The sequence below is a fragment of the uncultured Boseongicola sp. genome (genome assembly GCF_937988555.1).
In the GTDB taxonomy this organism is placed as follows: Bacteria; Pseudomonadota; Alphaproteobacteria; order Rhodobacterales; family Rhodobacteraceae; genus Boseongicola.
On record NZ_CALJXO010000045.1, the window covers coordinates 1 to 22,689 of the forward strand.

27 protein-coding genes and 1 pseudogene are annotated in these 22,689 nt (G+C 58.8%); 8 read left to right on the top strand and 20 right to left on the bottom strand.

What is annotated here, in order from left to right; genetic code table 11:
• Positions 1-233 (top strand): annotated as a pseudogene (locus Q1B15_RS02860) (alanine dehydrogenase); the annotation flags it as partial.
• Between the two features lie 15 nt (positions 234-248).
• Here Q1B15_RS02860 and Q1B15_RS02865 read toward each other — a convergent pair.
• Positions 249-803 carry a thioredoxin family protein gene (locus Q1B15_RS02865; protein ID WP_299749873.1) on the bottom strand — a complete coding sequence of 185 codons (555 nt, stop codon included), beginning with the start codon at positions 801-803 and terminating at the stop codon, positions 249-251.
• 99 nt (positions 804-902) lie between these two features.
• Positions 903-1,343, bottom strand: coding sequence for a large conductance mechanosensitive channel protein MscL (gene mscL, locus Q1B15_RS02870; protein ID WP_299749876.1), 441 nt, complete (start codon positions 1,341-1,343; stop codon positions 903-905).
• A 158-nt stretch (positions 1,344-1,501) separates the two neighbouring features.
• Here mscL and Q1B15_RS02875 point away from each other — a divergent pair, with 158 nt between their 5' ends.
• Entirely contained in the window at positions 1,502-2,209 is a 708-nt protein-coding gene (locus Q1B15_RS02875; protein WP_299749879.1) for a glutathione S-transferase N-terminal domain-containing protein, read from the top strand.
• Here Q1B15_RS02875 and Q1B15_RS02880 read toward each other — a convergent pair whose 3' ends face one another.
• The 9 genes from Q1B15_RS02880 to pyk all read right to left on the bottom strand — a co-directional run bounded on the left by Q1B15_RS02880 (position 2,210) and on the right by pyk (position 10,301).
• Positions 2,210-2,680, bottom strand: coding sequence for a YtoQ family protein (locus Q1B15_RS02880; RefSeq protein WP_299749882.1), 471 nt, complete (start codon positions 2,678-2,680; stop codon positions 2,210-2,212). It lies immediately after the preceding gene.
• 38 nt (positions 2,681-2,718) lie between these two features.
• Positions 2,719-5,115 (bottom strand): phenylalanine--tRNA ligase subunit beta, encoded by a 2,397-nt coding sequence (pheT, locus tag Q1B15_RS02885; RefSeq protein WP_299749885.1) that lies wholly within the window; start codon positions 5,113-5,115, stop codon positions 2,719-2,721.
• The gene (locus Q1B15_RS02890) at positions 5,112-5,534 is read right to left on the bottom strand and encodes a hypothetical protein (protein ID WP_299749888.1); all 423 of its coding nucleotides are present in this window, start codon (positions 5,532-5,534) and stop codon (positions 5,112-5,114) included. The genes pheT and Q1B15_RS02890 overlap by 4 nt, the downstream gene beginning before the upstream one ends.
• Positions 5,535-5,661: 127 nt before the next feature.
• The gene (locus Q1B15_RS02895) at positions 5,662-6,087 is read right to left on the bottom strand and encodes an ASCH domain-containing protein (RefSeq protein WP_299749891.1); all 426 of its coding nucleotides are present in this window, start codon (positions 6,085-6,087) and stop codon (positions 5,662-5,664) included.
• Complete coding sequence (gene pheS / locus Q1B15_RS02900) at positions 6,084-7,154, bottom strand: phenylalanine--tRNA ligase subunit alpha (RefSeq protein ID WP_299749894.1); 1,071 nt, start codon at positions 7,152-7,154, stop codon at positions 6,084-6,086. Before pheS ends, Q1B15_RS02895 begins: the two co-directional genes overlap by 4 nt.
• Before the next feature lie 491 nt (positions 7,155-7,645).
• Positions 7,646-7,819, bottom strand: coding sequence for a hypothetical protein (locus Q1B15_RS02905; protein ID WP_299749897.1), 174 nt, complete (start codon positions 7,817-7,819; stop codon positions 7,646-7,648).
• A 318-nt stretch (positions 7,820-8,137) separates the two neighbouring features.
• Entirely contained in the window at positions 8,138-8,500 is a 363-nt protein-coding gene (gene rplT, locus Q1B15_RS02910) for a 50S ribosomal protein L20 (protein ID WP_299749900.1), read from the bottom strand.
• A gap of 12 nt (positions 8,501-8,512) precedes the next feature.
• Positions 8,513-8,713, bottom strand: coding sequence for a 50S ribosomal protein L35 (rpmI, locus tag Q1B15_RS02915; RefSeq protein WP_299749903.1), 201 nt, complete (start codon positions 8,711-8,713; stop codon positions 8,513-8,515).
• Between the two features lie 139 nt (positions 8,714-8,852).
• On the bottom strand, positions 8,853-10,301 hold the full coding sequence (gene pyk / locus Q1B15_RS02920) for a pyruvate kinase (protein ID WP_299749906.1): 1,449 nt from the start codon (positions 10,299-10,301) through the stop codon (positions 8,853-8,855).
• Positions 10,302-10,407: 106 nt separating this feature from the next.
• Between pyk and Q1B15_RS02925 the strand changes: the two genes are divergently transcribed.
• On the top strand, positions 10,408-11,169 hold the full coding sequence (locus Q1B15_RS02925) for an N-formylglutamate amidohydrolase (protein WP_299749909.1): 762 nt from the start codon (positions 10,408-10,410) through the stop codon (positions 11,167-11,169).
• A gap of 12 nt (positions 11,170-11,181) precedes the next feature.
• The gene (locus tag Q1B15_RS02930; RefSeq protein WP_299749912.1) at positions 11,182-11,502 is read left to right on the top strand and encodes a DUF1244 domain-containing protein; all 321 of its coding nucleotides are present in this window, start codon (positions 11,182-11,184) and stop codon (positions 11,500-11,502) included.
• Here Q1B15_RS02930 and Q1B15_RS23320 read toward each other — a convergent pair.
• The 5 genes from Q1B15_RS23320 to Q1B15_RS02950 form a co-directional block, all read right to left on the bottom strand.
• Entirely contained in the window at positions 11,462-11,728 is a 267-nt protein-coding gene (locus tag Q1B15_RS23320; RefSeq protein ID WP_366141659.1) for an EAL domain-containing protein, read from the bottom strand. The genes Q1B15_RS02930 and Q1B15_RS23320 overlap by 41 nt on opposite strands.
• 88 nt (positions 11,729-11,816) lie before the next feature.
• Positions 11,817-12,677 (bottom strand): D-amino-acid transaminase, encoded by an 861-nt coding sequence (locus Q1B15_RS02935; RefSeq protein ID WP_299749915.1) that lies wholly within the window; start codon positions 12,675-12,677, stop codon positions 11,817-11,819.
• Between the two features lie 81 nt (positions 12,678-12,758).
• Entirely contained in the window at positions 12,759-13,724 is a 966-nt protein-coding gene (gene dgcA, locus Q1B15_RS02940) for an N-acetyl-D-Glu racemase DgcA (RefSeq protein ID WP_299749918.1), read from the bottom strand.
• A gap of 51 nt (positions 13,725-13,775) precedes the next feature.
• On the bottom strand, positions 13,776-14,777 hold the full coding sequence (dgcN, locus tag Q1B15_RS02945; RefSeq protein ID WP_299749921.1) for an N-acetyltransferase DgcN: 1,002 nt from the start codon (positions 14,775-14,777) through the stop codon (positions 13,776-13,778).
• 130 nt (positions 14,778-14,907) lie between these two features.
• Positions 14,908-15,276 carry a hypothetical protein gene (locus Q1B15_RS02950; RefSeq protein ID WP_366141660.1) on the bottom strand — a complete coding sequence of 123 codons (369 nt, stop codon included), beginning with the start codon at positions 15,274-15,276 and terminating at the stop codon, positions 14,908-14,910.
• Between the two features lie 332 nt (positions 15,277-15,608).
• On the opposite strand from Q1B15_RS02950, the gene Q1B15_RS02955 reads away from it, so the two are divergent.
• The 3 genes from Q1B15_RS02955 to Q1B15_RS02965 all read left to right on the top strand — a co-directional run bounded on the left by Q1B15_RS02955 (position 15,609) and on the right by Q1B15_RS02965 (position 18,663).
• Entirely contained in the window at positions 15,609-16,568 is a 960-nt protein-coding gene (locus tag Q1B15_RS02955) for an L-malyl-CoA/beta-methylmalyl-CoA lyase (RefSeq protein ID WP_299749924.1), read from the top strand.
• Positions 16,569-16,815: 247 nt separating this feature from the next.
• Positions 16,816-17,715, top strand: a complete 900-nt coding sequence (locus Q1B15_RS02960; protein ID WP_299749927.1) for an NAD(P)-dependent oxidoreductase — start codon at positions 16,816-16,818, stop codon at positions 17,713-17,715.
• Between the two features lie 84 nt (positions 17,716-17,799).
• Entirely contained in the window at positions 17,800-18,663 is an 864-nt protein-coding gene (locus tag Q1B15_RS02965) for a sugar phosphate isomerase/epimerase family protein (protein ID WP_299749930.1), read from the top strand.
• Between the two features lie 4 nt (positions 18,664-18,667).
• On the opposite strand, the gene Q1B15_RS02970 is transcribed toward Q1B15_RS02965, so the two are convergent.
• From Q1B15_RS02970 to Q1B15_RS02985, 4 genes are read right to left on the bottom strand one after another with little or no spacing between them, the layout of a single operon-like run.
• Positions 18,668-19,267 carry a pyridoxamine 5'-phosphate oxidase family protein gene (locus Q1B15_RS02970; protein ID WP_299749933.1) on the bottom strand — a complete coding sequence of 200 codons (600 nt, stop codon included), beginning with the start codon at positions 19,265-19,267 and terminating at the stop codon, positions 18,668-18,670.
• Entirely contained in the window at positions 19,264-19,980 is a 717-nt protein-coding gene (locus Q1B15_RS02975) for a lysophospholipid acyltransferase family protein (protein WP_299749936.1), read from the bottom strand. The genes Q1B15_RS02970 and Q1B15_RS02975 overlap by 4 nt, the downstream gene beginning before the upstream one ends.
• A 3-nt stretch (positions 19,981-19,983) precedes the next feature.
• A complete protein-coding gene (locus tag Q1B15_RS02980) occupies positions 19,984-20,874 on the bottom strand; it encodes an FtsX-like permease family protein (RefSeq protein ID WP_299749940.1) in 891 nt (296 codons plus the stop codon).
• Positions 20,871-21,524 (bottom strand): ATP-binding cassette domain-containing protein, encoded by a 654-nt coding sequence (locus tag Q1B15_RS02985; RefSeq protein ID WP_299749966.1) that lies wholly within the window; start codon positions 21,522-21,524, stop codon positions 20,871-20,873. The genes Q1B15_RS02980 and Q1B15_RS02985 overlap by 4 nt, the downstream gene beginning before the upstream one ends.
• 187 nt (positions 21,525-21,711) lie before the next feature.
• On the opposite strand from Q1B15_RS02985, the gene Q1B15_RS02990 reads away from it, so the two are divergent.
• On the top strand, positions 21,712-22,686 hold the full coding sequence (locus tag Q1B15_RS02990; protein ID WP_299749943.1) for a zinc-ribbon domain-containing protein: 975 nt from the start codon (positions 21,712-21,714) through the stop codon (positions 22,684-22,686).
• Positions 22,687-22,689 lie beyond the last annotated feature (3 nt).

Genomic DNA, 22,689 nt, shown 5'->3' on the forward strand with positions numbered 1-22,689 from the left:
ATTGTGTGGCGAATATGCCCGGTGCCGTTGCGCGGACGTCGACCATCGCATTAACCAATGCGACCATGCCATACATGCTTTCGTTGGCCGACAAGGGCTGGAAAGCGGCCTGTGAAGATGACACGCATCTGTTGAACGGTCTGAATGTTCACGCGGGACATCTGACTTACTACGCGGTCGGAAAAGCGCTTGGGATTGATGTGATGTCGCCGCAGCTTGCATTGAAGTTGTGATGCTTTGGGGGGTGATCAGGCCACCCTCCACTTAATCGAGCACCCCATCGAGGCAATCTGATCAGCAGGGCCTGTGCCCGTATTTGCGACCCTTACCATTGCTTCAAACAGATCACGGCGCAGATCGGGAGGTCCCGCACTGGCGCGCGACGCATCAAGGCGCCCGCGATACTGCAGGGTCAGATCAGCGTTAAAGCCAAAAAAGTCCGGCGTGCATTCCGCACCGTAAGCGCGCGCGACGCTTTGATCTTCATCGTAAAGGTACGGGAAGGAAAAACTGTGTCTTCCCGCCATTTTCTTCATGTTTTCAAAGCTATCAGCGGGGTACATGGCCGCGTCGTTTGAACCGATGGCGACAAACCCAACGCCGTGGTCGCTCAACTCGCGCGCATCGCGGATGATGCGATCAAGCACCGCAAGAACGTAGGGGCAGTGGTTGCACATGAAGACAACGACAGTGCCATTCAGCCCTTTCAGGTCATCTAGCGAGTAGGTCTTGCCGTCGGTGCCGGTCAGTTGGAACGCGGGCGCCGGCCAGCCGAAGTCGCAGACAGGGGGTATTGCAGTCATAGGGATGCTCCGATGCTAAATTTGGAAGAGAATAGCAAGAAACTAGGTATAAAAAAGGGCCCGCCGAAGCGGACCCCCATTGCAATCTTTAGCGGCGTCTTAGGACGCTTGCGCCTTCAGCGCATCGCGGATTTCAGCAAGCAATTCTTCCTGCGTTGGGCCCTTTGGCTCCTCGGCGGCGGGTGCTTCTGCTTCAGTCTCGGCAGATTCTTTCACGCGGTTCACTGTCTTAACCAAAATGAACACGACCCAAGCGATAATCAGGAAGTTGACGATGGCCATAATGAACGCGCCATAGGCGAAAACCGACGCGCCGGCTTCGCGTGCAGCTTCGAGGCTTGACCCTTCTGCCACGTCACCCGCAAGGACAGCGTAGTTGTTGGTGAAGTCCACGCCGCCGGTAAAAAGACCGATAAGCGGGTTGATAAGATCGCCAACGAGCGATGCCACAATCGCGGTGAACGCCGCGCCGATGATGATACCCACGGCCATGTCCATGACATTGCCCTTCGCGATGAAGTCTTTGAATTCTTTGATCATTTTTACCCTCATTTTGCCTTGGTTCCCGGGTGTGCGCATCCGTCACATCATTCCCGCACATCCGATAGCACGAATGCGCACATATTCTAGGGTTAATAAGCGCTCCAAAGAGCCTACCTGCTGCATTGAACGCAGCGTAATATTCCAAGGACCGAACCATGAATATCCAGAGCCCCGTTTTCAGCCACCCAATCTTGCAGCGGTGGCCCGCGACACGGCCCCATGTCATGCAACTTTACAGTTTTCCAACAGCGAACGGCGTTAAGGTCTCAATTGCGCTGGAAGAGCTTGGGCTGGACTATGAGGCGCACCGGGTGACGCTGTCCGATGCGGACGTCAAAAGCCCTGCGTTTCTGTCACTGAACCCAAACAACAAAATTCCCGCGCTGATCGACCCAAATGGGCCGAACGGCGAGATGGTCGAGCTTTTTGAAAGCGGCACGATCCTTATTTATCTGGCTGAAAAGACCGGTAAGCTGATGCCGGAAGGGGCCGCAAGGTATGACGTTCTAAAGTGGCTGATGTTTCAGTTGGGCGGGTTAGGGCCGATGCTGGGGCAGCTTGGTTATTTCGTGAAATTCGCCGGCAAAGAGATCGAAGACCCACGCCCACGCAAGCGATTTCAGACCGAAGCGAAACGTCTTTTGGCGGTGCTTGAAGGCAAGTTAGCGGATCGAGAATGGATTGCGGGTGAGTATTCAATCGCCGACATCGCGATTGCTCCCTGGCTTAGACAGTTGGAAGCCTACGGCATCAAAGATTTGGTGGGTTGGGGCAATCTAACCCACGTCCCGGCCTATCTTGAGCGTTTCCTGGCGCGTCCGGCGGTTCAGCGAGGCCTGAACATACCGGCGCGCGATGGATAATTACTCAGCCGCGAGGGCGCCGCTTTCTGGCAGTTTTCCAGTTAGGACGTAGTTCAAGATCTCGACGACCTGCCGCGGTTCCTGCGCCACAGCCAGAGCCGCGGCGTGCACTTCTTTGAGGGGGTGCTGGTGGTCGGGTTGGCTAAGAACGATCAGTGATTTTCCCAAAGCCGCGGCCATGCCTGCGTCAAACGCGGCATTCCACTGTTTGTACTTTTCACCAAAGCGAACAACAACAATGTCCGCGTTTTCGATGCCATGACGGGTGCGGATCGCGTTGACCTTGGCGCCTTTGTGATCATGCCAGAACTTGTTGGGTTCAGCCCCAAGGATAGCTACGCCGCAGTCGTCGGACGCATCGTGATCGGTCACGGGCGCGGAAAATGCCAGGTCGAGGTCTTTAGAACCTTCGATGATCTGCTCGCGCCAATCCGTGTGGATTTCGCCGGACAGGTATACTTTCATGGTCATGGTCGCTCTCCTTTTTGTCGTGACATGGGCGCGGGGTGTTATCCGCGCAAGGTGCCGCCGGTGACCTTGCCGACTTTCTCGACGATTTTGGCTCCGACGGCGTCGATTTCCTGGTCCGTCAAGGTCTTATCGTTGGGTTGCAGCCGTACGGTGATCGCCAGAGATTTTTTGCCCTCGCCCAGGCTGCCTCCGATGAATTCGTCGAACACGCGGACCTCTTCGATCAGGGCTTTATCGGCCCCGGCAGCGGCGTTCACGAGCGTTATCGCTTCGACTTGTGCGTCGAGGACAAACGCAAAGTCACGCTCGACGGCTTGCAGATCACTCATGCGAAGGGCACCCCGCGAGGCGGTTTTAGCCTTTGATTGCGGTATGGCGGCAAGATGGATCGCGAATCCCACGGCGGGACCTTTGACATCCAGTTCGCGCAGGGTTTTCGGGTGCAGTTCGCCGAACGAGCCAAGGATGATCTTGGGGCCAAGCATGATCCGGGCCGAGCGGCCAGGGTGCCACCAGTCCTTCGCAGATCGCGAGAATTGCGTGCGGGATGGCGCGCCGAGGGCGGACAGGACCGCGTCGGCGTCGGCGCGGGCGTCGAACACGTCGACGCCCCGACGTGCGCCGTGGGGGCCTTTGGGGCCGGTTGCGCCGATGCGGATGCCGGTGACGAGAAGCTCTTGTTCGCCGGGTTCACCGCCCTGGAAAACGGCTCCAACCTCAAACAGAGCAAGGTCCGCAAAGCCGCGTGACTGGTTACGGGCAGCGGCTTGCAAAAGGCCTGCAAGGTGCGTTGGGCGCATGTGGGTCATTTCCGAGCTGATCGGGTTGGCGACACGCGTGGCATCGGTTCCGCCGCCGAACAACTGCGCCGAGGCTTCGTCGATGAAGCTGTAGGTGACGCATTCGTTATAGCCCAAGGCCGCAGTGGTGCGGCGCGCGATTTGCTCGCGTTTTTGCAGGGGCGTCAGGATGGCTTTGGGGACGCCGGCTGACATGCGGGGCATGGGTTTTGGGATCAAGTTGGTGAGCGAGGCGATGCGCGCGATTTCTTCAACAAGGTCAGCTTCGCCCTGCACGTCAACGCGCCAGCTTGGCGGGGTGGCCATGTCACCATCAAGACTGAAGCCCAAGGATTCAAGCGTTGCCCGTTGGGTTTCGGCGGGGATGTCCATGCCGACGAGGGACGAGCAGCGATCCGTGTCGAGTTTGTAGGCGCGTTTTGTGTCGGGGACGGCCCCCGCGCTTAGCACCTCGGAGGCTTCGCCGCCGCAGAGGTCCAGGACCATTTGCGTGGCAAGTTCGAGGCCGGGCAGCGTGAAGGCCGGGTCTACGCCGCGCTCGAACCGGTAGCGGGCGTCGGAGTTGACCTTTAGGTCGCGGCCCGTGTGGGCGATGGTGATCGGGTCCCAGTAGGCACTTTCGAGGAAGACGTTTATGGTGTCTTCGGTGACACCGCTTTCTTCGCCGCCCATGACGCCTGCGATGCTTTCCGCCGCGCGGTCGTCGGAGATGACGATCATGCCCGGGGCAAAGGTGTAGGTTTTATCGTCAAGCGCGAGCAGGGTTTCGCCGCCTTTTGCGCGGTGGACGCGCAAGTCGCCCTGCACCTTATCAGCGTCAAAGACGTGAAGTGGGCGGTTGCGGTCGTAGGTGAAGAAGTTGGTGATATCCACAAGGGCCGAGATCGGGCGCAGGCCGATGGCTTTGAGGCGGGCCTGAAGCCATGCGGGCGAGGGCCCGTTCTTGACGCCACGGATCATGCGGCCGGTGAAATAGGGTGCGCCGTCGAGGGCGTCGTCATCGATTGTCACACCCATGGGGCTTTTGAAGGTGCCTTTGACGGGAGCGATGGGCCGGTCGATTTTGCTGCCAAGACCGCGCGCGGCGAGGTCGCGTGCGATGCCTTCGACGCCCAACGCGTCCTGGCGGTTGGGAGTGATCGCGATCTCGATCACGGGGTCGACGAATGCCGGGTCATTTTCCGCCAACCAGTCAGCGAAGCTTTGGCCGACTTCGCCCGAGGCAAGTTCGATGATGCCGTCGTGTTCGTCAGACAGTTCCATCTCGCGTTCGGAAGCCATCATGCCGAAGCTTTCGACGCCCCGGATTCTTCCGACCTGAATGGTGGTGTCGATGCCGGGAACGTAGGTGCCGGGCTTGGCGATGACGACTGTGATGCCCGCGCGCGCGTTTGGCGCACCGCAGACGATCTGTTTCAGACCCTCGTCGGTTTCGACCATGCAGACGCGCAAGCGATCAGCATCGGGGTGCTGTTCGGCGGTCTGCACCTTGCCGATGGTGAAATCGCGCAGTTTCTCGGCGGGGTTTTCAATACCTTCAACTTCGAGACCGAGGTCGGTCAGCGTCTCGGCGATTTCAGCGACCGAGGCAGTGGTATCGAGGTGCTCATGGAGCCAGGAGAGGGTGAATTTCATTTTGGGTTCTCTTTCACCAAAGCAAGTGGGCGCTTCAGGTTAAGTTTAATTCCGTAGCTTCCGTCAGAAATGTCATTCTTCCAGCCGCCAACAATCTTTGCCTTCGCGTTGACCGGCGACAATTCCGCAATGAGGCTCACCAGCACTTCTCGAAACAACTTTGTGCCTTCGCGAAAGAGGTGCCCGACTTGTCCCCGGCCAAGGTATACCGCGACCGCATCGGAATCATGTTTGGTGTCGCTTTCGCAGACGGAGGTGGCTTCACATTCATACTTTGCTGACATTTTTTCCTTTGGACCGGCTATTTGTTCAAGGTCGCTCTGAAAATGGCCCTCGCCAACAATATCTTGCGACAATCCGCGGCTGTGAGCCAACATTGGATAGATCACTTTTTTCTTTCCAAATAGCCACTTCAGCATCGATCACTCTCCGCTTCGAGCACCACGCCTGACCCGAGGGTGGGTGTATCAGGCCCGCATGCAGAGGCAGGTCTGACGTGATGCGGGACTAAGTCCCCGCGAGACATATGTTTGGTGCGGCTCAACACTACCCCCGCCCCGCCAAGTCATCGACTACTTCAAAATGCTCAAACACCAGCATCATTTCGGGGTCGAAGCCTCCGTTGCGCTCGAAGTACGCTTTGTGGTCGTCCTGCCAGCCCTCAAGATCAATGTTTTCACCCTCGGCCAGTGCCATCTCTTCGGTAACGTCGCAAAACCGTACCTGTTCGACCTTCACCGTGCGGATGACAATTGCGGGCGTGCCGTCCCAGTTGGTGGCGATGTCGCAGCGGCCCACAACCGGGATGGACTGCGGATCGTCGGCGAAATCGGTCAGCGCGCCGCTTATCGCGCGTTTGTGGCCCGCGCGGACCAATGCGAGCAGCCGCTTGGACAGCTTGGCGGTGTCGCCGAATTTGAATGTGCCGGCACCAGGGTAGGTGTCCTGGAGATCTTCGTATTCGTCGCTCATCGGACTAGACCTCCGTGCAGGGTCGGTTGATCCAGCGAGGCGAAACCGTAGTGTCGGAGCCAGCGCAGGTCGCTGTCGAAGAACGCGCGCAGATCTGGGATGCCGTATTTCAGCATTGCCATTCGGTCGATGCCCATGCCGAAAGCGAAGCCCTGCCATTTGTCAGGGTCAACGCCTGCGGCCGACAGCACTTTGGGGTGGACCATCCCCGAGCCGAGCACTTCGAGCCAGCCGTCGCCCTCGCCCACTTTGACGGTGCCGCCTTCCCATGAGCATTGTATGTCGACTTCTGCCGAGGGTTCCGTGAACGGGAAGTGCGAGGCGCGAAAGCGGGTTTTGACTTTCGTGCCGAAGAAGGCCGAGAAGAATTCCTCAAGCACCCATTTCAGGTTGGCCATAGAGATGTCTTTGTCGATGGCGAGGCCCTCGACTTGGTGAAACATCGGGGTGTGGGTCTGGTCGTAGTCGGCGCGGTAAACGCGGCCCGGGCAGATGATGCGGATCGGCGCTCCGGTGTCTTGCATCGAGCGGATTTGCACTGGGGATGTATGGGTTCGCAGCACATGCGGCGGGCGGTCGTCGCCTTCCGCGCGGTGCATATAGAATGTGTCCATTTCGGTACGGGCCGGGTGGTGTCCGGGGATGTTCAGGGCGTCAAAGTTGTGCCAGTTGGTCTCGATCTGCGGACCCTCGGCGACCGAAAAGCCCATGTCGGCGAGGATGGCGGTGACTTCTTCGGTGACTTGTGAGACCGGGTGGATGGTGCCTTGGGGGCGGTCGCGCGCGGGCAGTGTAACGTCAAGCCATTCATCGCGCAGGCGCGCATCAAGAGCGGCGTCTTCAAGGGCCGATTTTTTACCGGCGAGGGCGGAGTTGATCTCGTCTTTCAGCGCGTTGAGGGCGGGACCAGAGACCTGGCGTTCCTCTGGCGTCATGCGTCCAAGTTCGCGCATTTTTAGGGAGACTTCGCCCTTCTTGCCGACGGCTTGCACCCGCAAGTCTTCAAGCGCGCTTTCGTCAGCGGCGTCTGCGATTGCGGTCAGGTATTTTTGCCGAAGATCGTCCATTCGGACCCCCTTGAGAACATCCCTGCCCTGCTAGCCATCTGGGGGCAAAAAGACAAGAAGCCGCCGTATTCGGTCCTGGCGATTCCGCCCTCATCATGTTGCAGTGTCCGCCCGCCGACCAGTTCTTCGCCGTTAGGCCCAACAAACAAACCCGAGTATTGGCCCGTTGGATGTCGTCGTTACCAGTGCATCATTGCCCTGCTCACCAGCTTCTGTTCCCCAAAAGACGCCGTTTTCGATCGCCGAAGGGCCCAAGATGAAATTAGTGGATGTGATACTGGGAGCACTAAATTCAGGGCGGTCGATGATCGAGCCTGCGTCCGTTCCTGCCTCAAAATCGGCTGTGAGACTTGTAGATCCCATCAAAAGTTGGATGACTACACCGCTGGTGTCATTCAGGTACCAACTCGCATACCCACCTCCAGACGTGGCGGGCCCAGTTGTCGGAAGTGTTGTGTCGCCGATGCGTTCAAGAAACGCTGCGCGTGTCCCTAGATCATCGCCGGAATGGTTGTGATTGTCACTGTACCGGAACCGGATGATGTTTCACGAAAAGATGCATAGCTGGCAGCGGCGACAGTGCTGGTATGCCCATTCAATCCGCCAAGGTGGTAGGTGTTGTTGCGGGTCGCAACGAATGTCGTGACGTCATCTATGATGGTCACAGTATCAGTCGCCGAGTCGTGGGCACAGTGACGCCAGCGGGCAGTGTGCCGATAGATTGGGTCGCAGCGCCGACTGTGAGGGGCGCCAAGACAGTCGGGGCCGTGCCACATGCCACCAATAAGGTGGCAGACGAAACAAAAGCAACGGTCGTCAAAGTATGCAACGGTCGGCTCCCAAAAAATTGGTTACTTTCTTGAGATCCGGAAACCAATGTTGAAAAGCCGAAATAGGTCCAACCCGCCATATTACTGACACCAAACAAAAAACCCGGCCGCGTTGGCGACCGGGCTCCAAAATCTAAGCTTTTGCCTGCCTTTTTAAACGAGCGCGGCTTTCACCTTTTCAACGATCGCACCGAACGCTTCTGGCTCGTGCACCGCGAGGTCCGCGAGAACCTTGCGGTCCACTTCGACACCGGCAAGCGACAGGCCATTGATGAAGCGCGAGTATGTCAGTGCTTCGTCATGGCTGCGCACAGCTGCGTTGATACGCTGAATCCACAAAGCGCGGAAATTGCGCTTGCGATTCTTACGGTCGCGCGTTGCGTATTGGTTCGCCTTGTCGACGGCCTGACGGGCCGCTTTGAAGGTATTTTTGCGACGGCCGTAAAAGCCTTTTGCGGCGTCGGTAACTTTTTTATGGCGGGCGTGGGTGACTGTGCCACCTTTGGTTCTAGGCATTTCTCAAGCTCCTCAGCGTGCGTATGGCATATAGGATTTGACCAACTTCTGATCGGGTTCGCTCAGCACGCGTGTGCCGCGGGCATTCCGCAAAAATTTGTTGGACCGCTTGATCATGCCGTGCCGTTTACCGGCAGAGCCGCCGACGACTTTACCCGTCGCCGTCACTTTGAAGCGCTTTTTGGCACTCGACTTCGTCTTCATCTTAGGCATTTCCATCTCCTTCATTAGGACGGTTCATAAACACCCTCGGCATGCCACTTTGGCCGGGGTGCTTGTCGAAGTGCGCCGGATAGCCGGGAAAGGGCTGTCTGGCAAGGGAAAATCGTCCCTGGCGCGGGGCAGTTTTGGGTTATTCAGGATCAGACGGCAGGATCAGCCGTTCATCGCAGGGCGCAACCCGCAGGATATTTGTGGTGCCAGACTGTCCAAAAGGCACACCGGCAGTGACAACCAGTTGATCCGTGGGCTGCGCGAAGCCTTCGGTGCGTGCGGCGCGCGCAGCATTGACGACGGCTTCTTTGAAGCGAGAGACTTCCTCGGTCTTTACGCAATGCAGACCCCAGGTCAGCGCCATCCGACGCGCAGTGCCAATCCGCGAGGTCATTGCGATGATTGGAACGCCGGGCCGTTCGCGGGCCACAAGCGACGCGGTTTGACCCGACTGCGAGAAACAGCAAATGACTTTGATGTCAGCCGTTTCGGCGATCTCGCGGGCGGCGGAAACGATGCCATCAGCGACGGATTGCTTCGGACCACCCCGGCTTGCCTCGATAACTTCCCGGTAGGTCGGGTCACTTTCGACCTCAAGCGCTACGGCGTTCATCGTCCGCACCGCTTCGATCGGGAAGCTGCCGGCGGCGCTTTCAGCGGAAAGCATGACCGCATCGGTGCCTTCGTAGATGGCTGCGGCAACGTCCGAGACTTCTGCGCGGGTTGGCATCGGGCTGTCGATCATCGATTCGAGCATCTGCGTGGCGACGATAACCGGCTTAGCGGCCATGCGGCATTTGCGGATGAGGCGTTTCTGGATCGGTGGCACGCACTGCACGGGCAGTTCAACACCAAGGTCACCGCGCGCAACCATGATGCCGTCAGACACGGCGAGGATATCGTCAAACGCGGCTACGGCAGCGGGCTTTTCGATCTTCGACAGGATCGCGGCGCGCCCTTGCGCCAATTCACGCGCTTCGGCGACATCGGCAGTGCGTTGCACGAAGCTAAGGGCCAGCCAGTCGACGCCAAGACGGCAGACAAATTCGAGGTCTTTGCGGTCTTTATCGGACAAAGCGGCCAGCGGCAGCACAACGTCGGGGACGTTCACGCCTTTACGATTCGAGATCGTACCGCCGACTTTAACGGTGCAATCGGCGAAATCAGCGCCGCATTTTTCAACCTTGAGGCGGATTTTACCATCGTTCACAAGAAGGCTGGAGCCGGGTTCGAGTGCCTCGAAAATCTCTCTGTGAGGAAGCTGTACACGAGTCAAGTCGCCGGGTGCTTCGTCCAGATCAAGACGGAACGCCTGACCCACTTGAAGTTCCTCGCCATCATCGCTGGCAAACACGCCAACGCGCAGCTTCGGGCCCTGAAGGTCGGCCAAAATGGCAATTGGGCGGCCCGTTTCGACCTCGATCTCGCGGATAATCCGGTGGCGCTCTCCAATCTCGGCGTGTTCGCCGTGGCTCATGTTCAGGCGGAACACATCTGCACCGGCATCAAAAAGCGCCCGAATCATTTCCTTATCGCTGGAAGCCGGGCCCAGGGTAGCAACAATCTTTACGTTGCGCTGACGTCTCATGCACGGAACTCCTCGTTCGGTCTTTTCATTGGCTTGGAGGCTTATTGCCGGAAATGTTAGCGCGTGACAACTGGCGCTTTCCAATAGGCGTCGATAGAGACAGCCTATGCAGAGCGATGGTCACAGCCTAAGTTGGGAACCTTACCATATTTTGGGAGGCGAACGCGCTTCGCGATGGCTGGTGGTGTGCGATCATGCCACAAACCGAGTGCCGGACTGGGTGAACGGTGGCGATCTTGGTATCGCAGCCACAGATATGGCGCGCCACATCGCGTTTGACGTCGGTGCCGCTGGCGTTGCGGTGCGATTGGCCGAGAGGCTGGGAGCCCCTGCGGCGCTTTCCAATTTCTCGCGTTTGGTGATCGACCCGAATCGGGGCGAAGATGACCCAACTCTGGTCATGCAGCTTTATGACGGGACGCTGATCGGCGCCAATCGCGGGATTTCGCTCGAGGGAGTGAGCGAGCGTTTGGAGAAGTGTTATCGCCCCTACCACGCGGCCGTGGCAGACCTTGCCGCGCGGAGCGACGATACGGTGATTGTATCGGTGCATTCCTTTACGCCACAGTTTCGCGGTCGCCCGATGCGGCCCTGGCATTGCGGACTGCTTTACGGCGATGACACGCGCCTTTCGCTGCCTTTGGTGCAGCTTCTGGAACAGGTTCCGGGACTGATTGTGGGGGCGAACAAGCCCTATTCCGGCTATCTGACAGGCGACACAATTGATCGCCATGCTATTGCATTGGGGCGGCAGAATACTTTGATCGAGATCAGGAACGATTTGATCGAAACCGACGCGGGTCAGGCCGAGTGGGCTGACCGATTTGCCAGCCTTCTTCCGCAGGCGCTGGCTATAGCTGAAAGCTGAGGAGACACTTGCATGGATATTGACGACCAGACCCGGATCGAGCTGGAGGCGGCGGCCTTTCGGCGATTGCAGAAGCATTTGATGGACGACCGCGCCGATGTGCAGAACATCGATATGATGAACCTTACCGGGTTCTGTCGGAACTGTTTGTCGCGTTGGTATCAGGAAGCGGCCAGCGTGCGCGGCATTGAAATGTCAAAGGACGAGGGGCGCGAGATGTTTTACGGCATGCCCTATGCGGACTGGCGCGCGCAACATCAGACCGAGGCGACCGACGATCAGAAAAGTGCGTTTAAGAGGGCGTTCGAGGAGAATGTCGGGACCGGGGAATAACGCTACCGACTGCCCGTGGTCCGATCGGGCTGACTTGGCCACCACGCAGCCAAAACATCGGGAGATGGCGCGGGCGGCCAAAGCAATAGCCCTGAAACCGGTCACATCCCAAATCAGCCAAAAGTGGTGTATGCGCTTTCGGCTCGACGCTTTCGGCTGTGATTTTGATCTCCAGCGCCCGCCAGAGATCCATAATTGAGCGCACCATGCCGGCAGAGCGGGGGATGACGTGATTGGCCTGAACAGTCTCGGAGCTTTAAGGGTTCCCTGAGCCTGAGTGCAAAAAATGCATTGAAATCTAACGCGTTTCCGCCTCAGATCGCAGTTTTACGGCTTTCGTCGAGGTAAATCTCGCGCAGACGCATCGCGACCGCCCCCGGTGTGCCGTCCCCAATCGACGCGCCGTCGATCTCGACTATGGGCATCACGAAAGTCGAGGCCGAGGTGATGAACGCTTCGTCGGCATCTTTTGCCTCGTCGATGGTGAACGCGCGTTCTTCGACAACCATCTGCGCTTCTTTGGCAAACCGCAAAACGGCGGCACGGGTGATGCCGTGCAGGATGTCGTTGGATAGATGCCGGGTGATAATCTTGCCGTCTTTGACGATATAGGCGTTGTTCGAGGTGCCTTCGGTGACGTGACCGTCCTCAACCATCCACGCATCATCGCACCCGGCTGCCTTGGCCATCATCTTGCCCATCGACGGGTACAAAAGCTGCACGGTTTTGATGTCACGCCGCGCCCAGCGCTGGTCTTCGATCGAGATGACCTTAAGGCCCTTTTTCGCAGCAGGGCTTTCGGCAATGGATTTGGCTTGGGTGAACAAAACAAGCGTTGACGGGACTTTTACCGGGTCAGGAAACGCAAAATCGCGGTCAGCATCAGCGCCGCGCGTGACTTGCAGATAGATCATGCCCTCTTGCAAATCGTTGCGCGCCATCAATTCTCGGTGGATGTCCAGAAGTTCGTCCATCGTGACGGGGGCCGCCATATCAAGCTCGTTCAGGGACCGGGTCAGCCGTCGCGCGTGTCCGTCAAAATCCAGAATTTTGCCTTCAAGAACACTGGTGACCTCGTAGACCCCATCAGCAAAGAGGAACCCGCGGTCGAATACCGACACTTTGGCCTGATCTTCAGGGACGTAGTCGCCGTTTACATAAACGATACGGGTCATGGGCGGTTTCCTTTGCAGGTAGCAGGGCCATAGCAGGCATTGGGATCCGGAATATTTTTGAACGGCTGCGGGTGCAAGCCCCTAGCCCCAAAGTGCGGCGACAGGCGCGTGCAACCCGGCCTTGTCATAGGCCAGCGGCGGGTTGCGGTCTTCGGCCAAAAGGAGCGGGCCATCAAGATCGACGAAAGCGGCGCCCTGCGCCAGAAGTGTGGCGGGCGCCATGGCAAGCGACGTGCCGACCATGCAGCCGATCATCAGCCCGTATCCCTCGGCAAGAGCGGCGTCTTTCAGGGCAAGCGCTTCTGTCAGACCGCCGGTCTTGTCGAGTTTGATATTTGCGATGTCATATTTGCCGGCAAGACCGGGCAGCGACGCGCGATCATGGCAGCTTTCGTCGGCGCAGACCGGTAGGGGGCGCTCGATCTCGGCGAGCATGTCGTCGGCACCCGCGGGCAGAGGTTGCTCAACCAGCAGCACGCCAAGGCGGATAAGATGCGGCGCAAGGTCGGCGTAGATGTCGGCCGTCCAGCCCTCGTTGGCATCAACGATGATGTCAGTTTCGGGAGCGCCGCGACGGACTGCTTCGAGTCGGGCCATATCGTCGGGCGTGCCGAGTTTGATTTTCAAAAGCGGACGGGACGAGTGGCGCGCCGCCGACTTTTCCATGTTCTCAGGCGTATCAAGCGATAGGGTGAAGGCGGTGGTTAACGCCGCCGGAGCGGGCACGCCCACAATGTCCCAGACGCGCTTTCCCGCCTGTTTTGCTTCCAGATCCCACATCGCGCAATCGACGGCGTTGCGCGCGGCGCCCGCTGGAAGCGTCTCTTGCAGCGCGGGCCGCGTGATGGTTTCGGGAAGCGCGCGGATTTCGTCCATCACCGAGGCGAGCGTTTCGCCATAACGCGCATAAGGCACGCATTCGCCACGGCCAGTGACGACGCCATCGCTGACAGTGACAGTCAAAACCTCGGCGGCATCCCGCGAGCCGCGCGAGATGGTAAACGTCTCGGCCAGCCGGAAGGTTTCGGCCTTAACCTTGATTAACATGCGCTGCGCCTTCTTTCTGTCAGGTCGTGTGTATCCGGGGAAACCGCGTTCTTAAAGCGCGCTTAGGGCGTCGACCAGACGACCGGCTCCGTGCCGATAGGGATCCACGGTGGGCAAACCCATGCGATCTTCGATTTCGGCGCAAACTGCGAAGGCTTCGGCGTCGGAAAGTGCTTTGGTGTTGACCGAAATGCCGGCGACCACACAGGCAGGGTTGGCGATCCGCGCAAGGGGCAAAGCCATATCGCGCAGCTCTTCGAGCTTTGGCAATGCAAAGTCCGGCAGACCGCGCATGTGGGTGCGGGTCGGCTCGTGGGCAAGGATCAGCGCGTCGGGCTGTCCGCCGTGGATCAGCGCCATGGTCACACCAGAATAGGACACGTGCCAAAGACTACCCTGCCCTTCGATGTGGTCCCAGTGATCGGCGTCAGCGTCCGGGGTAAGCCATTCGACAGCTCCCGCCATAAAGTCGGCGACGACGGCATCAAGAGGAATGCCTTTTCCAGTGATCAGGATGCCAGTCTGGCCGGTAGGGCGAAACGTGGATTTCATCCCGCGCTTCTGCATTTCTGTGTCCATCGCAAGGCCCGTGTACATCTTGCCGACCGAACAGTCAGTACCAACGGCCAGACAGCGCTTGCCGGTGCGATTTGTTCCGTTAGCGATGGGGTAGGCGACCGACGGGATGCGCACGTCGTGAAGCGTGGCACCTGTGCGGGCCGAGGTGGCTTTCAGCAGGTTCTCATCGCGCAAGAGATTGTGCAGGCCGCTGGCGATATCAAAGCCGATCTCCATTGCTTCGGCCAGCACGTTCAACCACGCCTGCGAAATCATGCCGCCGCGGTTGGCAACGCCAACAACAAGCGTGCGTGCGCCTTTGTCGAATGCCTCTTGCAATGACATATCAGCAGAGCCAACATCGGCGTTGCAGCCTTCCATGCGGAACTGCCCGACAACGTTATCGGGATTCCAGTCCTTAATGCCTTGCGCAACTTTGGCGGCAAGATTGTCGTGGGCGTCGCCCAAGAAGAGAAGATATGGTGTGCGAATCATGACGTGTCCCCGTGTAAGCGTTCACGCCACTTTCACCGGATATAGCGGAAAGTCTTTGCGATATCCGCGCTAGAAACGCCAATGCACCAATATTCTTCGAATAATTTACCGATTGTTCGAAGAATGTTCACTACACCATCGGGGTCGATGGAAAAAGTGTCTCTTCGTGCAGGTGGTCGCGCAGTTCCGCCAAAGGCAGAAGTCCCAGGAAGGCCAGTGCGGCGCGCAGGCTTGTTCGCAAATGCCCGACGTCGCATGTCACGTGCTGCGGAGCTGAAAAGAGACGCGGATCGGGGATGATCGCAGCAACTCGCGCGGCAAAGGCCAAATTGCGTTCGCCGAACCGGTCCCGAAGAAAATTCTCTTCGTCGCGTGCCGTCAAGCAGAGCACTGCAAACGTCGCCCCGCCAAAAGCGAGGGTCAAGACCGCGCAGCCGACAAGAATGCCGAACCCCACGATGGACATCGTTAAGAACAAATAGAGAGGATGGCGGCAGATCGAATAAGGGCCATCCTATGTGAGTTCGGCAACTTCATGGACGGCCTGGTAGTGTTCTCATGCAGTTCGTGTGAACAACAAAAGCGGCTTAGATGACACACAAAAACCACCCTTAAGATCATGATGCGGTGGCGTTGCCGGGCTGTGAAGGATGTCGTTTGCCCGGAGAACGCTCCTAAAGCGGGACATGATTGAGGTACGCCCGTGACCGAACACATGCAATCTTCGGTATATTGTGGTGGCGGTAAAATGCTGCATGCGCGAAATGACTTGCATGCCGCAACGCAACATAATACCAAATGCTAAATCCAAAACGAAAGAAAGTTACGCATATGTCGTTCCGTCTTCAGCCTGCCGCCCCTGCCCGTCCGAACCGTTGCCAGCTGTTTGGCCCCGGATCGCGACCTGCGATTTTTGAGAAGATGTCGGCGTCCGATGCGGATGTGATTAACCTTGATCTGGAAGATTCAGTTGCTCCTTCGGACAAGGACGAGGCGCGCCGCAACATCATCCAAGCGACGCATGATGTGGATTGGGGCACCAAGTATCTGACCGTGCGGATCAATGGGCTGGATACGCCTTATTGGTATCGTGATGTGGTTGATTTGCTGGAGAACGCCTCGGATCGGCTCGACCAGATCATGATCCCGAAGGTCGGATGCGCGGCGGATGTTTATGCGGTGGACGCTTTGGTGACGGCCATTGAGAGCGCCAAAGCACGCCGCAAGCCGATTAGCCTTGAGGTCATTATTGAGACCGCTGCAGGCATTGCTCATGTGGAAGAGATTGCCGCAAGTTCCCCGCGTTTACAGGCGATGAGCCTTGGGGCAGCGGATTTTGCGGCCTCGATGGGGATGCAGACAACGGGCATCGGTGGCACGCAGGAAAACTACTATATGCACCGCGAGGGCGAGAAATTCTGGTCCGATCCGTGGCACTGGGCGCAAGCCGCAATTGTGGCTGCGTGCCGCACGCACGGCGTTTTGCCGGTGGATGGTCCGTTCGGAGATCTCAGGGACGACGAGGGCTATCGCGCACAGGCGCGGAGGTCGGCGACGTTGGGAATGGTCGGTAAATGGGCGATCCACCCCAAGCAGGTCGCGATTGCCAACGAGGTGTTTACGCCATCGCACGAGGCCGTGACCGAAGCCCGCGAAATCCTTGCGGCGATGGCACAAGCCCAAGCCATAGGCGCAGGCGCTGCGGTTTATAAAGGGCGGCTCGTAGACCTCGCAAGCGTGCGACAGGCCGAGGTGATCGTGCGGCAATCCGAGATGATTGTCGCAGGTTAGGCCTTGCCCGACATTGCGATCGCTTTGGGCGCTTTACAGCTGCGGGATTCCGAAAGCCGAAACGCTTGCCAGTTTTGGAGTTCTGGTGCTAGCGTGGGGTTACCTAACCGGGCAGCGGGGTGTCTTCCGGACCCGCCCGACGTCAAGAATGACGCGTGAAATCCCCGCAGAACCGGCGTGCTTTCAGGCACGCTTTTTCTGAAACGCACCGGCCGTTTGCTCGGTGCTAAAATACGGGAGATCAGAGATGAAAACAGTTGGTGTTGTCGGGCTTGGGGATATGGGCAGCGGATTGGCGCTGAACCTTATCAAAAATGGTTTCGATGTGGTTGGGATAGACTTGAAGCCCGAGCGAATGGCGGCCTTTGCCGATATGGGCGGGCGTGCTGGAACGCTGAGCGAGATCGGGCGGGCGTCGGCCGCCGTCTTTGTCATGGTGATGAAGGGCGACGACGCGAAGGACGTGATCTTTGACCCGGATGGGCTGATGGCCAATATGGCCGAGGGCTCGGCGGTGATTTTGAGCGCAACGGTGAAGCCAAGCGAGGCCCGCGCGATTGGTGCGGCGATGGAAGGGTCAGGCGTTCATCTGATTGATACACCAGTGTCGGGCGGGTTCCCGGGCGCGCAGGCGGGCACGTTAACCATGATGGCGGCAGCTTCCGGGGATGTGCTGGACGCGTTTGCGCCGGTGATGGAGGCGGTTTCGGCGAATATCCATCGGGTCGGTGACAAGCCCGGGGACGGGCAGACGGTGAAAGCCTGTTTGCAATCGCTGATCGGGGCACAATTTTCGGCGACGTTCGAGGCGGCGGCTTTGGCCGCTAAGGCGGGGGTTTCGGGGCAGGTTTTGCTGGACGTGTTTTCGACCTCTTCAGCGGGCTGTGGTGTGGTGAACAACGCGCTTGAGAAGATCATAGATCGCCAGTTTGAGGGCACCGGAAGCCACATCAATACGATGCACAAGGACCTTACAATCTCGATGGGATTGGGCGAGGAACTTGGTGTGCCGCTTCATACGGCGGGGTCGGCGATGCAGATATTTCATGCAGGGCGGACGAAGTATCCAAACGGGGACAACTGGGTATGCACGCGGGTGATTGAGGAGATCGTCGGCGCGGAATTGCACCGTGATCCGAATGTGTGATGGCGGCGTCGGCGCTTTCGCGCCCGGAGGGCGCTCTGCCCCTCATCCCGAGGTATTTGAAAAGGATGAAGGGAGACCGTGTCGATGAAACTTGGTGTTATCTGCGACGGGATTAGTCGGGATCTGGGTCATACCGTTGATGTGATGGATGAATTTGGGTTGGAATACGCAGAGCTGCAGTTTGTCGGCAGACATGAGGTGGGGGATCATTCGCCCGCCGAGATCGCTGGGATCGATGCGCTCTTACGGGATCGGGGAAAGCCAGTGTCGTGTCTTTCGCGGCATGTGTTTGCGGGGATGACGTCGGCCAACCGGCCGGGTGATGACCTTCATACGACCCATATGGATGCGCTGAAGCGGGTGATCGATATGGCGCATGTGGTGGGGTCCCCGTTGGTACGGATCATGACGCAGAAGAAGGAGCAGATCCTTTGGGGCAGTCATGGTGCTGAAAAGTGGAACGTCGCCCATGGAGCATGGGACACGATGGCGCCGATGATTGCGCCTGCCGTTGAACTCGCGCGCGCCGAGGGCGTGGTTCTGGTGGTCGAAACCGGGAATGGGACGATGGTCAATTCCAACTATACGGCGCGGCGGCTGATCGACGAATTGGATGCCAAGGACGCTTTGCAGGTGCTTTGGGATCCGGCGAACAATTGCTGGTGTCATGAGCGGGCCTATCCCGAGGGCTACGACGCGGTGCGCGGTGGCTATCTGGGGCATGTGCATATCAAGGATGTGAAGGTGGATACACCGCGCGCGACCCTGGAGATACGGCCCATGGGCGAGGGGCAGTTGGGGCCTTTGTTTGGCGATATTGCCGAAGCCTTAAAAGCCGATGGCTATGACGGGGTGGTGTCGTTCGAGAGCGTTTACCATCCAGGAGACGGGGACTTCGAGGCCGGGTTCCGTCAGAATATCGGGGCGTTCAAGGCGCTGTTTGGCTGAGGCTTTACCAGAGAGATTTCTCGGCGCGGGCGGGCCATTCAAGATCGAAGTCGGCGCCGCCAACCTCGCCCGAGGTCATCTCTTTCAAGATGTCTCCCGGACTTGGCAGGCCGTCGCTTTCGTCGCCTGCTGTCCAGAGGCGTGCCCGCATGATGGCGCGGGCGCACTGGAAGTAAACCTGCGTGATGCCGATCACGATGACCGAGCGCGGGTGCGCACCGTCGCGTTCGAAACGGGTGAGCATGTCGGGGTCTGCAGTGACTTTGGCGTTGCCATTGATCCGCACGACGTTGGTTGATCCCGGCACCATGAACATCAGCGAAACGCGTGGATCGCGGACGATATTGCGCAGGCTATCGATGCGGTTGTTGCCGCGCCAATCAGGCATCGCAAGGGTTCTATCGTCAATCTCCGTCACGACGGGGCTGTCGTCTCCGCGCGGGCTGCCGTCAGACCCTTCGGGGCCGACGGTGGTCAGAACGCAGAACCGCGAGGCCATAATCCAGCGGCGATACACAGGCACCATCCGGTCCGCGACTTTGCGCGTGGAAGGTGCTTTGGGCGTGCCATAAAGCGCTTCGAGTTGTTCGATGGTTTCGATCATTGGGGGCCTCTTGCTTCGGCGAGAAGTCGGTCAGAGTTGGTTTCAACCGTCTCTTCGAGTTTAACCATGAACTCTTTAACGCCGAGGCCCGGCGGTATCGGGTCGAGGAATTCGACGACAGCGGTGCCGGGAAGTCTGAGGTAACCGCGTTTGGGCCAGAAGTGACCTATATTGGTGGCGATGGGAATGCAGGTCTGGCCAAGCTGATTATAGAGAAAGCCGGTACCAGCTTTGTATGGTTTTTTGTCGTCGGGTGCGACGCGGGTGCCTTGGGGGTAGATCACCAGTTGGCCCGGATAGCTGCGGCCCTTTTCGACGTCGGCTTTCATTTTGTTGATGGCTTGCCCGCGCTTGCCACGGTCAACCGGAATGCAGCCAGCGCGCAAGGCATACCAGCCAAGAAGCGGAGCGTAGATCAGCTCGCGTTTCATGATGAATTTGCCACGCGGGATGGCGTGGTAAATCACGATGATATCGAAGAAAGACTGGTGTTTTGCCGCGATCATCACTTCGTCCACCGGAGGTGTACCGCGGACTTCTACCTTGAGGCCAATCATCCATGAGGCGCACCAGATGCTGAAGCGGCACCATTCGTGGCAGGCTTTGACGGCCCATTTCGCGTCCCAAATTGCGAAGGGGGCAAAGACGATTGCGTAGCACAGCATCGAGACATAGAGCGTGATGTTGAACAGCATTGATCGGGCAAGTTGCATGGGCTATCCGGCCTCTTTCAAGCGGCGCGCGGCGGCGGCGCGGGTGGCGGCGAAGGCAAGCGCGGCGGCGGCCAGTGGAACCAGAAGCGGCCAGATCCATTCCGCTCCCTGAAAGCCAACGGCGCTGGCAAGACCACCCCCTGCAACCGTGGGGATTAGGGCGACCGCGAAAAGGCCGATGATCGTGCCAGCGGCGGCACCGGCAAGCGTGCGCAAACTGAAACGGCGGGTAAAGGCGCGGGTGATATAGCTGTCTTCCGCTCCCACAAGGCGCAAAACATCGATCACCTGGCCATTTGCGGAAATAGCGGCCGAGGCGGCAAGGGCGACGGTGACCCCGGTAACAATTGCGATAAGAAGCAGCGCGATAAGCGAAAGCGTGCGCAACCCGCGCGCGGCGTCGACCATAGGTGCGCGCCAGCGGCCGTGGTCGTCATAGACGGCTCCGGGCGCTTCGGCGGCAAGGCGTTGGCGCAGGCCTATCACGTCGGGGCCATTTTCAGTCAGAGTGACGTCGATCAGGATCGGCAGACGCAGGGTTTCAATCGGCAGATCAGAGCCAAACCATGGTTGCAACAAAAGCGCCTGTTCATCGTTCGACAGCCGTCTTGTGCCACCAATGCCGGGGGTTTGAGACAGGATAGTTTCAACCGTCTCGGCCTGAACAGCGGCCATCTCGACCGGAGCGGAAATGCGGACTGTTGCAGTGTCAGCAAGCGAGGCTTCCCAGTCGCCCGCCTGCCGTCCAGCAGACAACGCGAGGGCAAGAACGAAGACTGCCAGGAAGGCCATGGCGGCGGCGCAAGCGATTGTGAGCATCGCGGTGTAGCCAGTGCGGGGGACGACGCTTTCGGCAGAGGTATCGCCCTTGAGCAGGAGGAGAAGCGCGTTCAAAGTTCGGCTCCGGCAAGTTCGACAGCACCGTCGCGCAGACGCAGAACACGGGTCGAAACGCGTGTTTTTGCCTGCCTTATCAGAGACATATCATGCGTAGCGCAAAGCACAGTTTTGCCTAAGAGGTTGAGTTCAATCAGAAGGCCAAGGATTTTCAGCGACATTTCCCAGTCGACGTTGCCGGTGGGTTCGTCCGCCAAAATGATGTCAGGTGACAAGATCACAGCACGGGCAAGGGCGGCGCGTTGGCGTTCGCCGCCCGACAATTCGGGCGGGCGATGATCGGAGAGCGCGTTCAGACCAACCCAGTTCATCAGCTCGGACATATCGGTGCGCGCGGCCTCGACGTTTCCGCCGGACACGGTCACCGGAAGCAGCACGTTTTCAGCGACACTTAGGTGGTCGATGAAGCGGCAATCCTGATGCACAACGCCGATGCGGCGGCGCAGGCGGGCGATGGCGTCGCGGTCCATGTGGCCCGTGTCTTCGTCAAAGAGCGTGACGCGGCCTTCGGTCGGCTGCAGTTCGCCGTAGCAAAGTTTGATGAGGGTGGTTTTGCCCGCGCCAGAGGGGCCCGTGAGGAAGTGAAAGCTGCCCGGCGCAAGTTGAAGCGACACGTCTCGAAAGAGCGTGTTGTCGCTATAACTCATTGTGACAGAGTTCAGCGCGATTGCAGATCGGTCAGCCATGTCGCGACGCTTTTGCCTTAGTCGTGAGATGCATGCAACGACGCTTTGAGTTCGGCGTGGAAAGTGGTAAACACCAGCGAACGCCGAAACGGGCTGTGGTGAACACCGGTCCGGCGGCATAGAGGCTAAAAAGAGCAAGGGCAATAAGATGCGATTGATCTGTCCCAATTGCACGGCGCAATACGAAGTCGACGCAACCATGATCCCCGACGAGGGACGTGACGTGCAATGTTCGAATTGCGGGCACACGTGGTACGAGCTTGCACCGCAGGCAAAAGAAGCTTTGGCGCCCGATGCCGCGCCGGACGTCGATCCCGAACCATGGGAGACGCCTGAGGTTGAGGCGGACGGCGACCCCGAGATTGCGCCGGGGCCTGAGTTGGAGCCGGAACCAGAATTTGAACCTGCGTCCGAAATTATGTCTGAGGCACCGGAGCCGGAGGTTGAGGAGCCTTGGGAAGCGGAACGTAAACCTGAACCTACGCCTGAACCGGAAGACGACGAGGATGACGACGATCAGGACGACAGTTGGGACTGGCCGGAAACACGTCTGCTTTCCCCGGCGGAAGACCCTGACACGCCCGTGGGGGCCAAGCTGTCCAACATGCGGCGTCCGGCGGATGTGGCAGCCCTTGATTTGCTGCGCGAAGAGGCCGAGCGTGAGATTTCTAGGCGCAAGCCGTCAACCACTTCATCGCTTGAGGTTCAGACCGATTTCAGCCTGGACGCCCCTGCCGAAGAAGAGACCCCGTCGCGGGCTTTGAAGGCGCGGATGGCGCGACTTAATACGCGCGATGCCTTGGCAGAAGCGGAAGACGAATACGTCGAGCCACGGCGCGAATTGCTGCCGGATATGGATGAAATCAACTCGACCTTGCGACCCGGTGGGGACCGCGACACCCGGCATGCGCGCTCGCCCGACGAAGAGTTGCTGCATCGCAAAGGCTTCCGGATTGGGTTTGTGGCCTCGGTTGGAATCGCGGCCGTGATGGTGATCGCCTATGCATGGGCGCCGTCGATTGCATCTGCCCTGCCACCCACGGAAGGCGCTTTGATTTCTTATGTGGATGTCGCGAATTCAGCGCGAGATGCGCTTGACACTCTGTTCGGTGGCGGTGCTTAGCCT

What these genes read in the sequence shown, in the direction of transcription:
- Q1B15_RS02865 (WP_299749873.1), bottom strand. Translation starts at nt 803, where the DNA reads ATGACTGCAATACCCCCTGTCTGCGACTTCGGCTGGCCGGCGCCCGCG.
- mscL (WP_299749876.1), bottom strand. Translation starts at nt 1,343, where the DNA reads ATGATCAAAGAATTCAAAGACTTCATCGCGAAGGGCAATGTCATGGAC.
- Q1B15_RS02875 (WP_299749879.1), top strand. Translation starts at nt 1,502, where the DNA reads ATGAATATCCAGAGCCCCGTTTTCAGCCACCCAATCTTGCAGCGGTGG.
- Q1B15_RS02880 (WP_299749882.1), bottom strand. Translation starts at nt 2,680, where the DNA reads ATGACCATGAAAGTATACCTGTCCGGCGAAATCCACACGGATTGGCGC.
- pheT (WP_299749885.1), bottom strand. Translation starts at nt 5,115, where the DNA reads ATGAAATTCACCCTCTCCTGGCTCCATGAGCACCTCGATACCACTGCC.
- Q1B15_RS02890 (WP_299749888.1), bottom strand. Translation starts at nt 5,534, where the DNA reads ATGCTGAAGTGGCTATTTGGAAAGAAAAAAGTGATCTATCCAATGTTG.
- Q1B15_RS02895 (WP_299749891.1), bottom strand. Translation starts at nt 6,087, where the DNA reads ATGAGCGACGAATACGAAGATCTCCAGGACACCTACCCTGGTGCCGGC.
- pheS (WP_299749894.1), bottom strand. Translation starts at nt 7,154, where the DNA reads ATGGACGATCTTCGGCAAAAATACCTGACCGCAATCGCAGACGCCGCT.
- rplT (WP_299749900.1), bottom strand. Translation starts at nt 8,500, where the DNA reads ATGCCTAGAACCAAAGGTGGCACAGTCACCCACGCCCGCCATAAAAAA.
- rpmI (WP_299749903.1), bottom strand. Translation starts at nt 8,713, where the DNA reads ATGCCTAAGATGAAGACGAAGTCGAGTGCCAAAAAGCGCTTCAAAGTG.
- pyk (WP_299749906.1), bottom strand. Translation starts at nt 10,301, where the DNA reads ATGAGACGTCAGCGCAACGTAAAGATTGTTGCTACCCTGGGCCCGGCT.
- Q1B15_RS02925 (WP_299749909.1), top strand. Translation starts at nt 10,408, where the DNA reads ATGCAGAGCGATGGTCACAGCCTAAGTTGGGAACCTTACCATATTTTG.
- Q1B15_RS02930 (WP_299749912.1), top strand. Translation starts at nt 11,182, where the DNA reads ATGGATATTGACGACCAGACCCGGATCGAGCTGGAGGCGGCGGCCTTT.
- Q1B15_RS02935 (WP_299749915.1), bottom strand. Translation starts at nt 12,677, where the DNA reads ATGACCCGTATCGTTTATGTAAACGGCGACTACGTCCCTGAAGATCAG.
- dgcA (WP_299749918.1), bottom strand. Translation starts at nt 13,724, where the DNA reads ATGTTAATCAAGGTTAAGGCCGAAACCTTCCGGCTGGCCGAGACGTTT.
- dgcN (WP_299749921.1), bottom strand. Translation starts at nt 14,777, where the DNA reads ATGATTCGCACACCATATCTTCTCTTCTTGGGCGACGCCCACGACAAT.
- Q1B15_RS02955 (WP_299749924.1), top strand. Translation starts at nt 15,609, where the DNA reads ATGTCGTTCCGTCTTCAGCCTGCCGCCCCTGCCCGTCCGAACCGTTGC.
- Q1B15_RS02960 (WP_299749927.1), top strand. Translation starts at nt 16,816, where the DNA reads ATGAAAACAGTTGGTGTTGTCGGGCTTGGGGATATGGGCAGCGGATTG.
- Q1B15_RS02965 (WP_299749930.1), top strand. Translation starts at nt 17,800, where the DNA reads ATGAAACTTGGTGTTATCTGCGACGGGATTAGTCGGGATCTGGGTCAT.
- Q1B15_RS02970 (WP_299749933.1), bottom strand. Translation starts at nt 19,267, where the DNA reads ATGATCGAAACCATCGAACAACTCGAAGCGCTTTATGGCACGCCCAAA.
- Q1B15_RS02975 (WP_299749936.1), bottom strand. Translation starts at nt 19,980, where the DNA reads ATGCAACTTGCCCGATCAATGCTGTTCAACATCACGCTCTATGTCTCG.
- Q1B15_RS02985 (WP_299749966.1), bottom strand. Translation starts at nt 21,524, where the DNA reads ATGAGTTATAGCGACAACACGCTCTTTCGAGACGTGTCGCTTCAACTT.
- Q1B15_RS02990 (WP_299749943.1), top strand. Translation starts at nt 21,712, where the DNA reads ATGCGATTGATCTGTCCCAATTGCACGGCGCAATACGAAGTCGACGCA.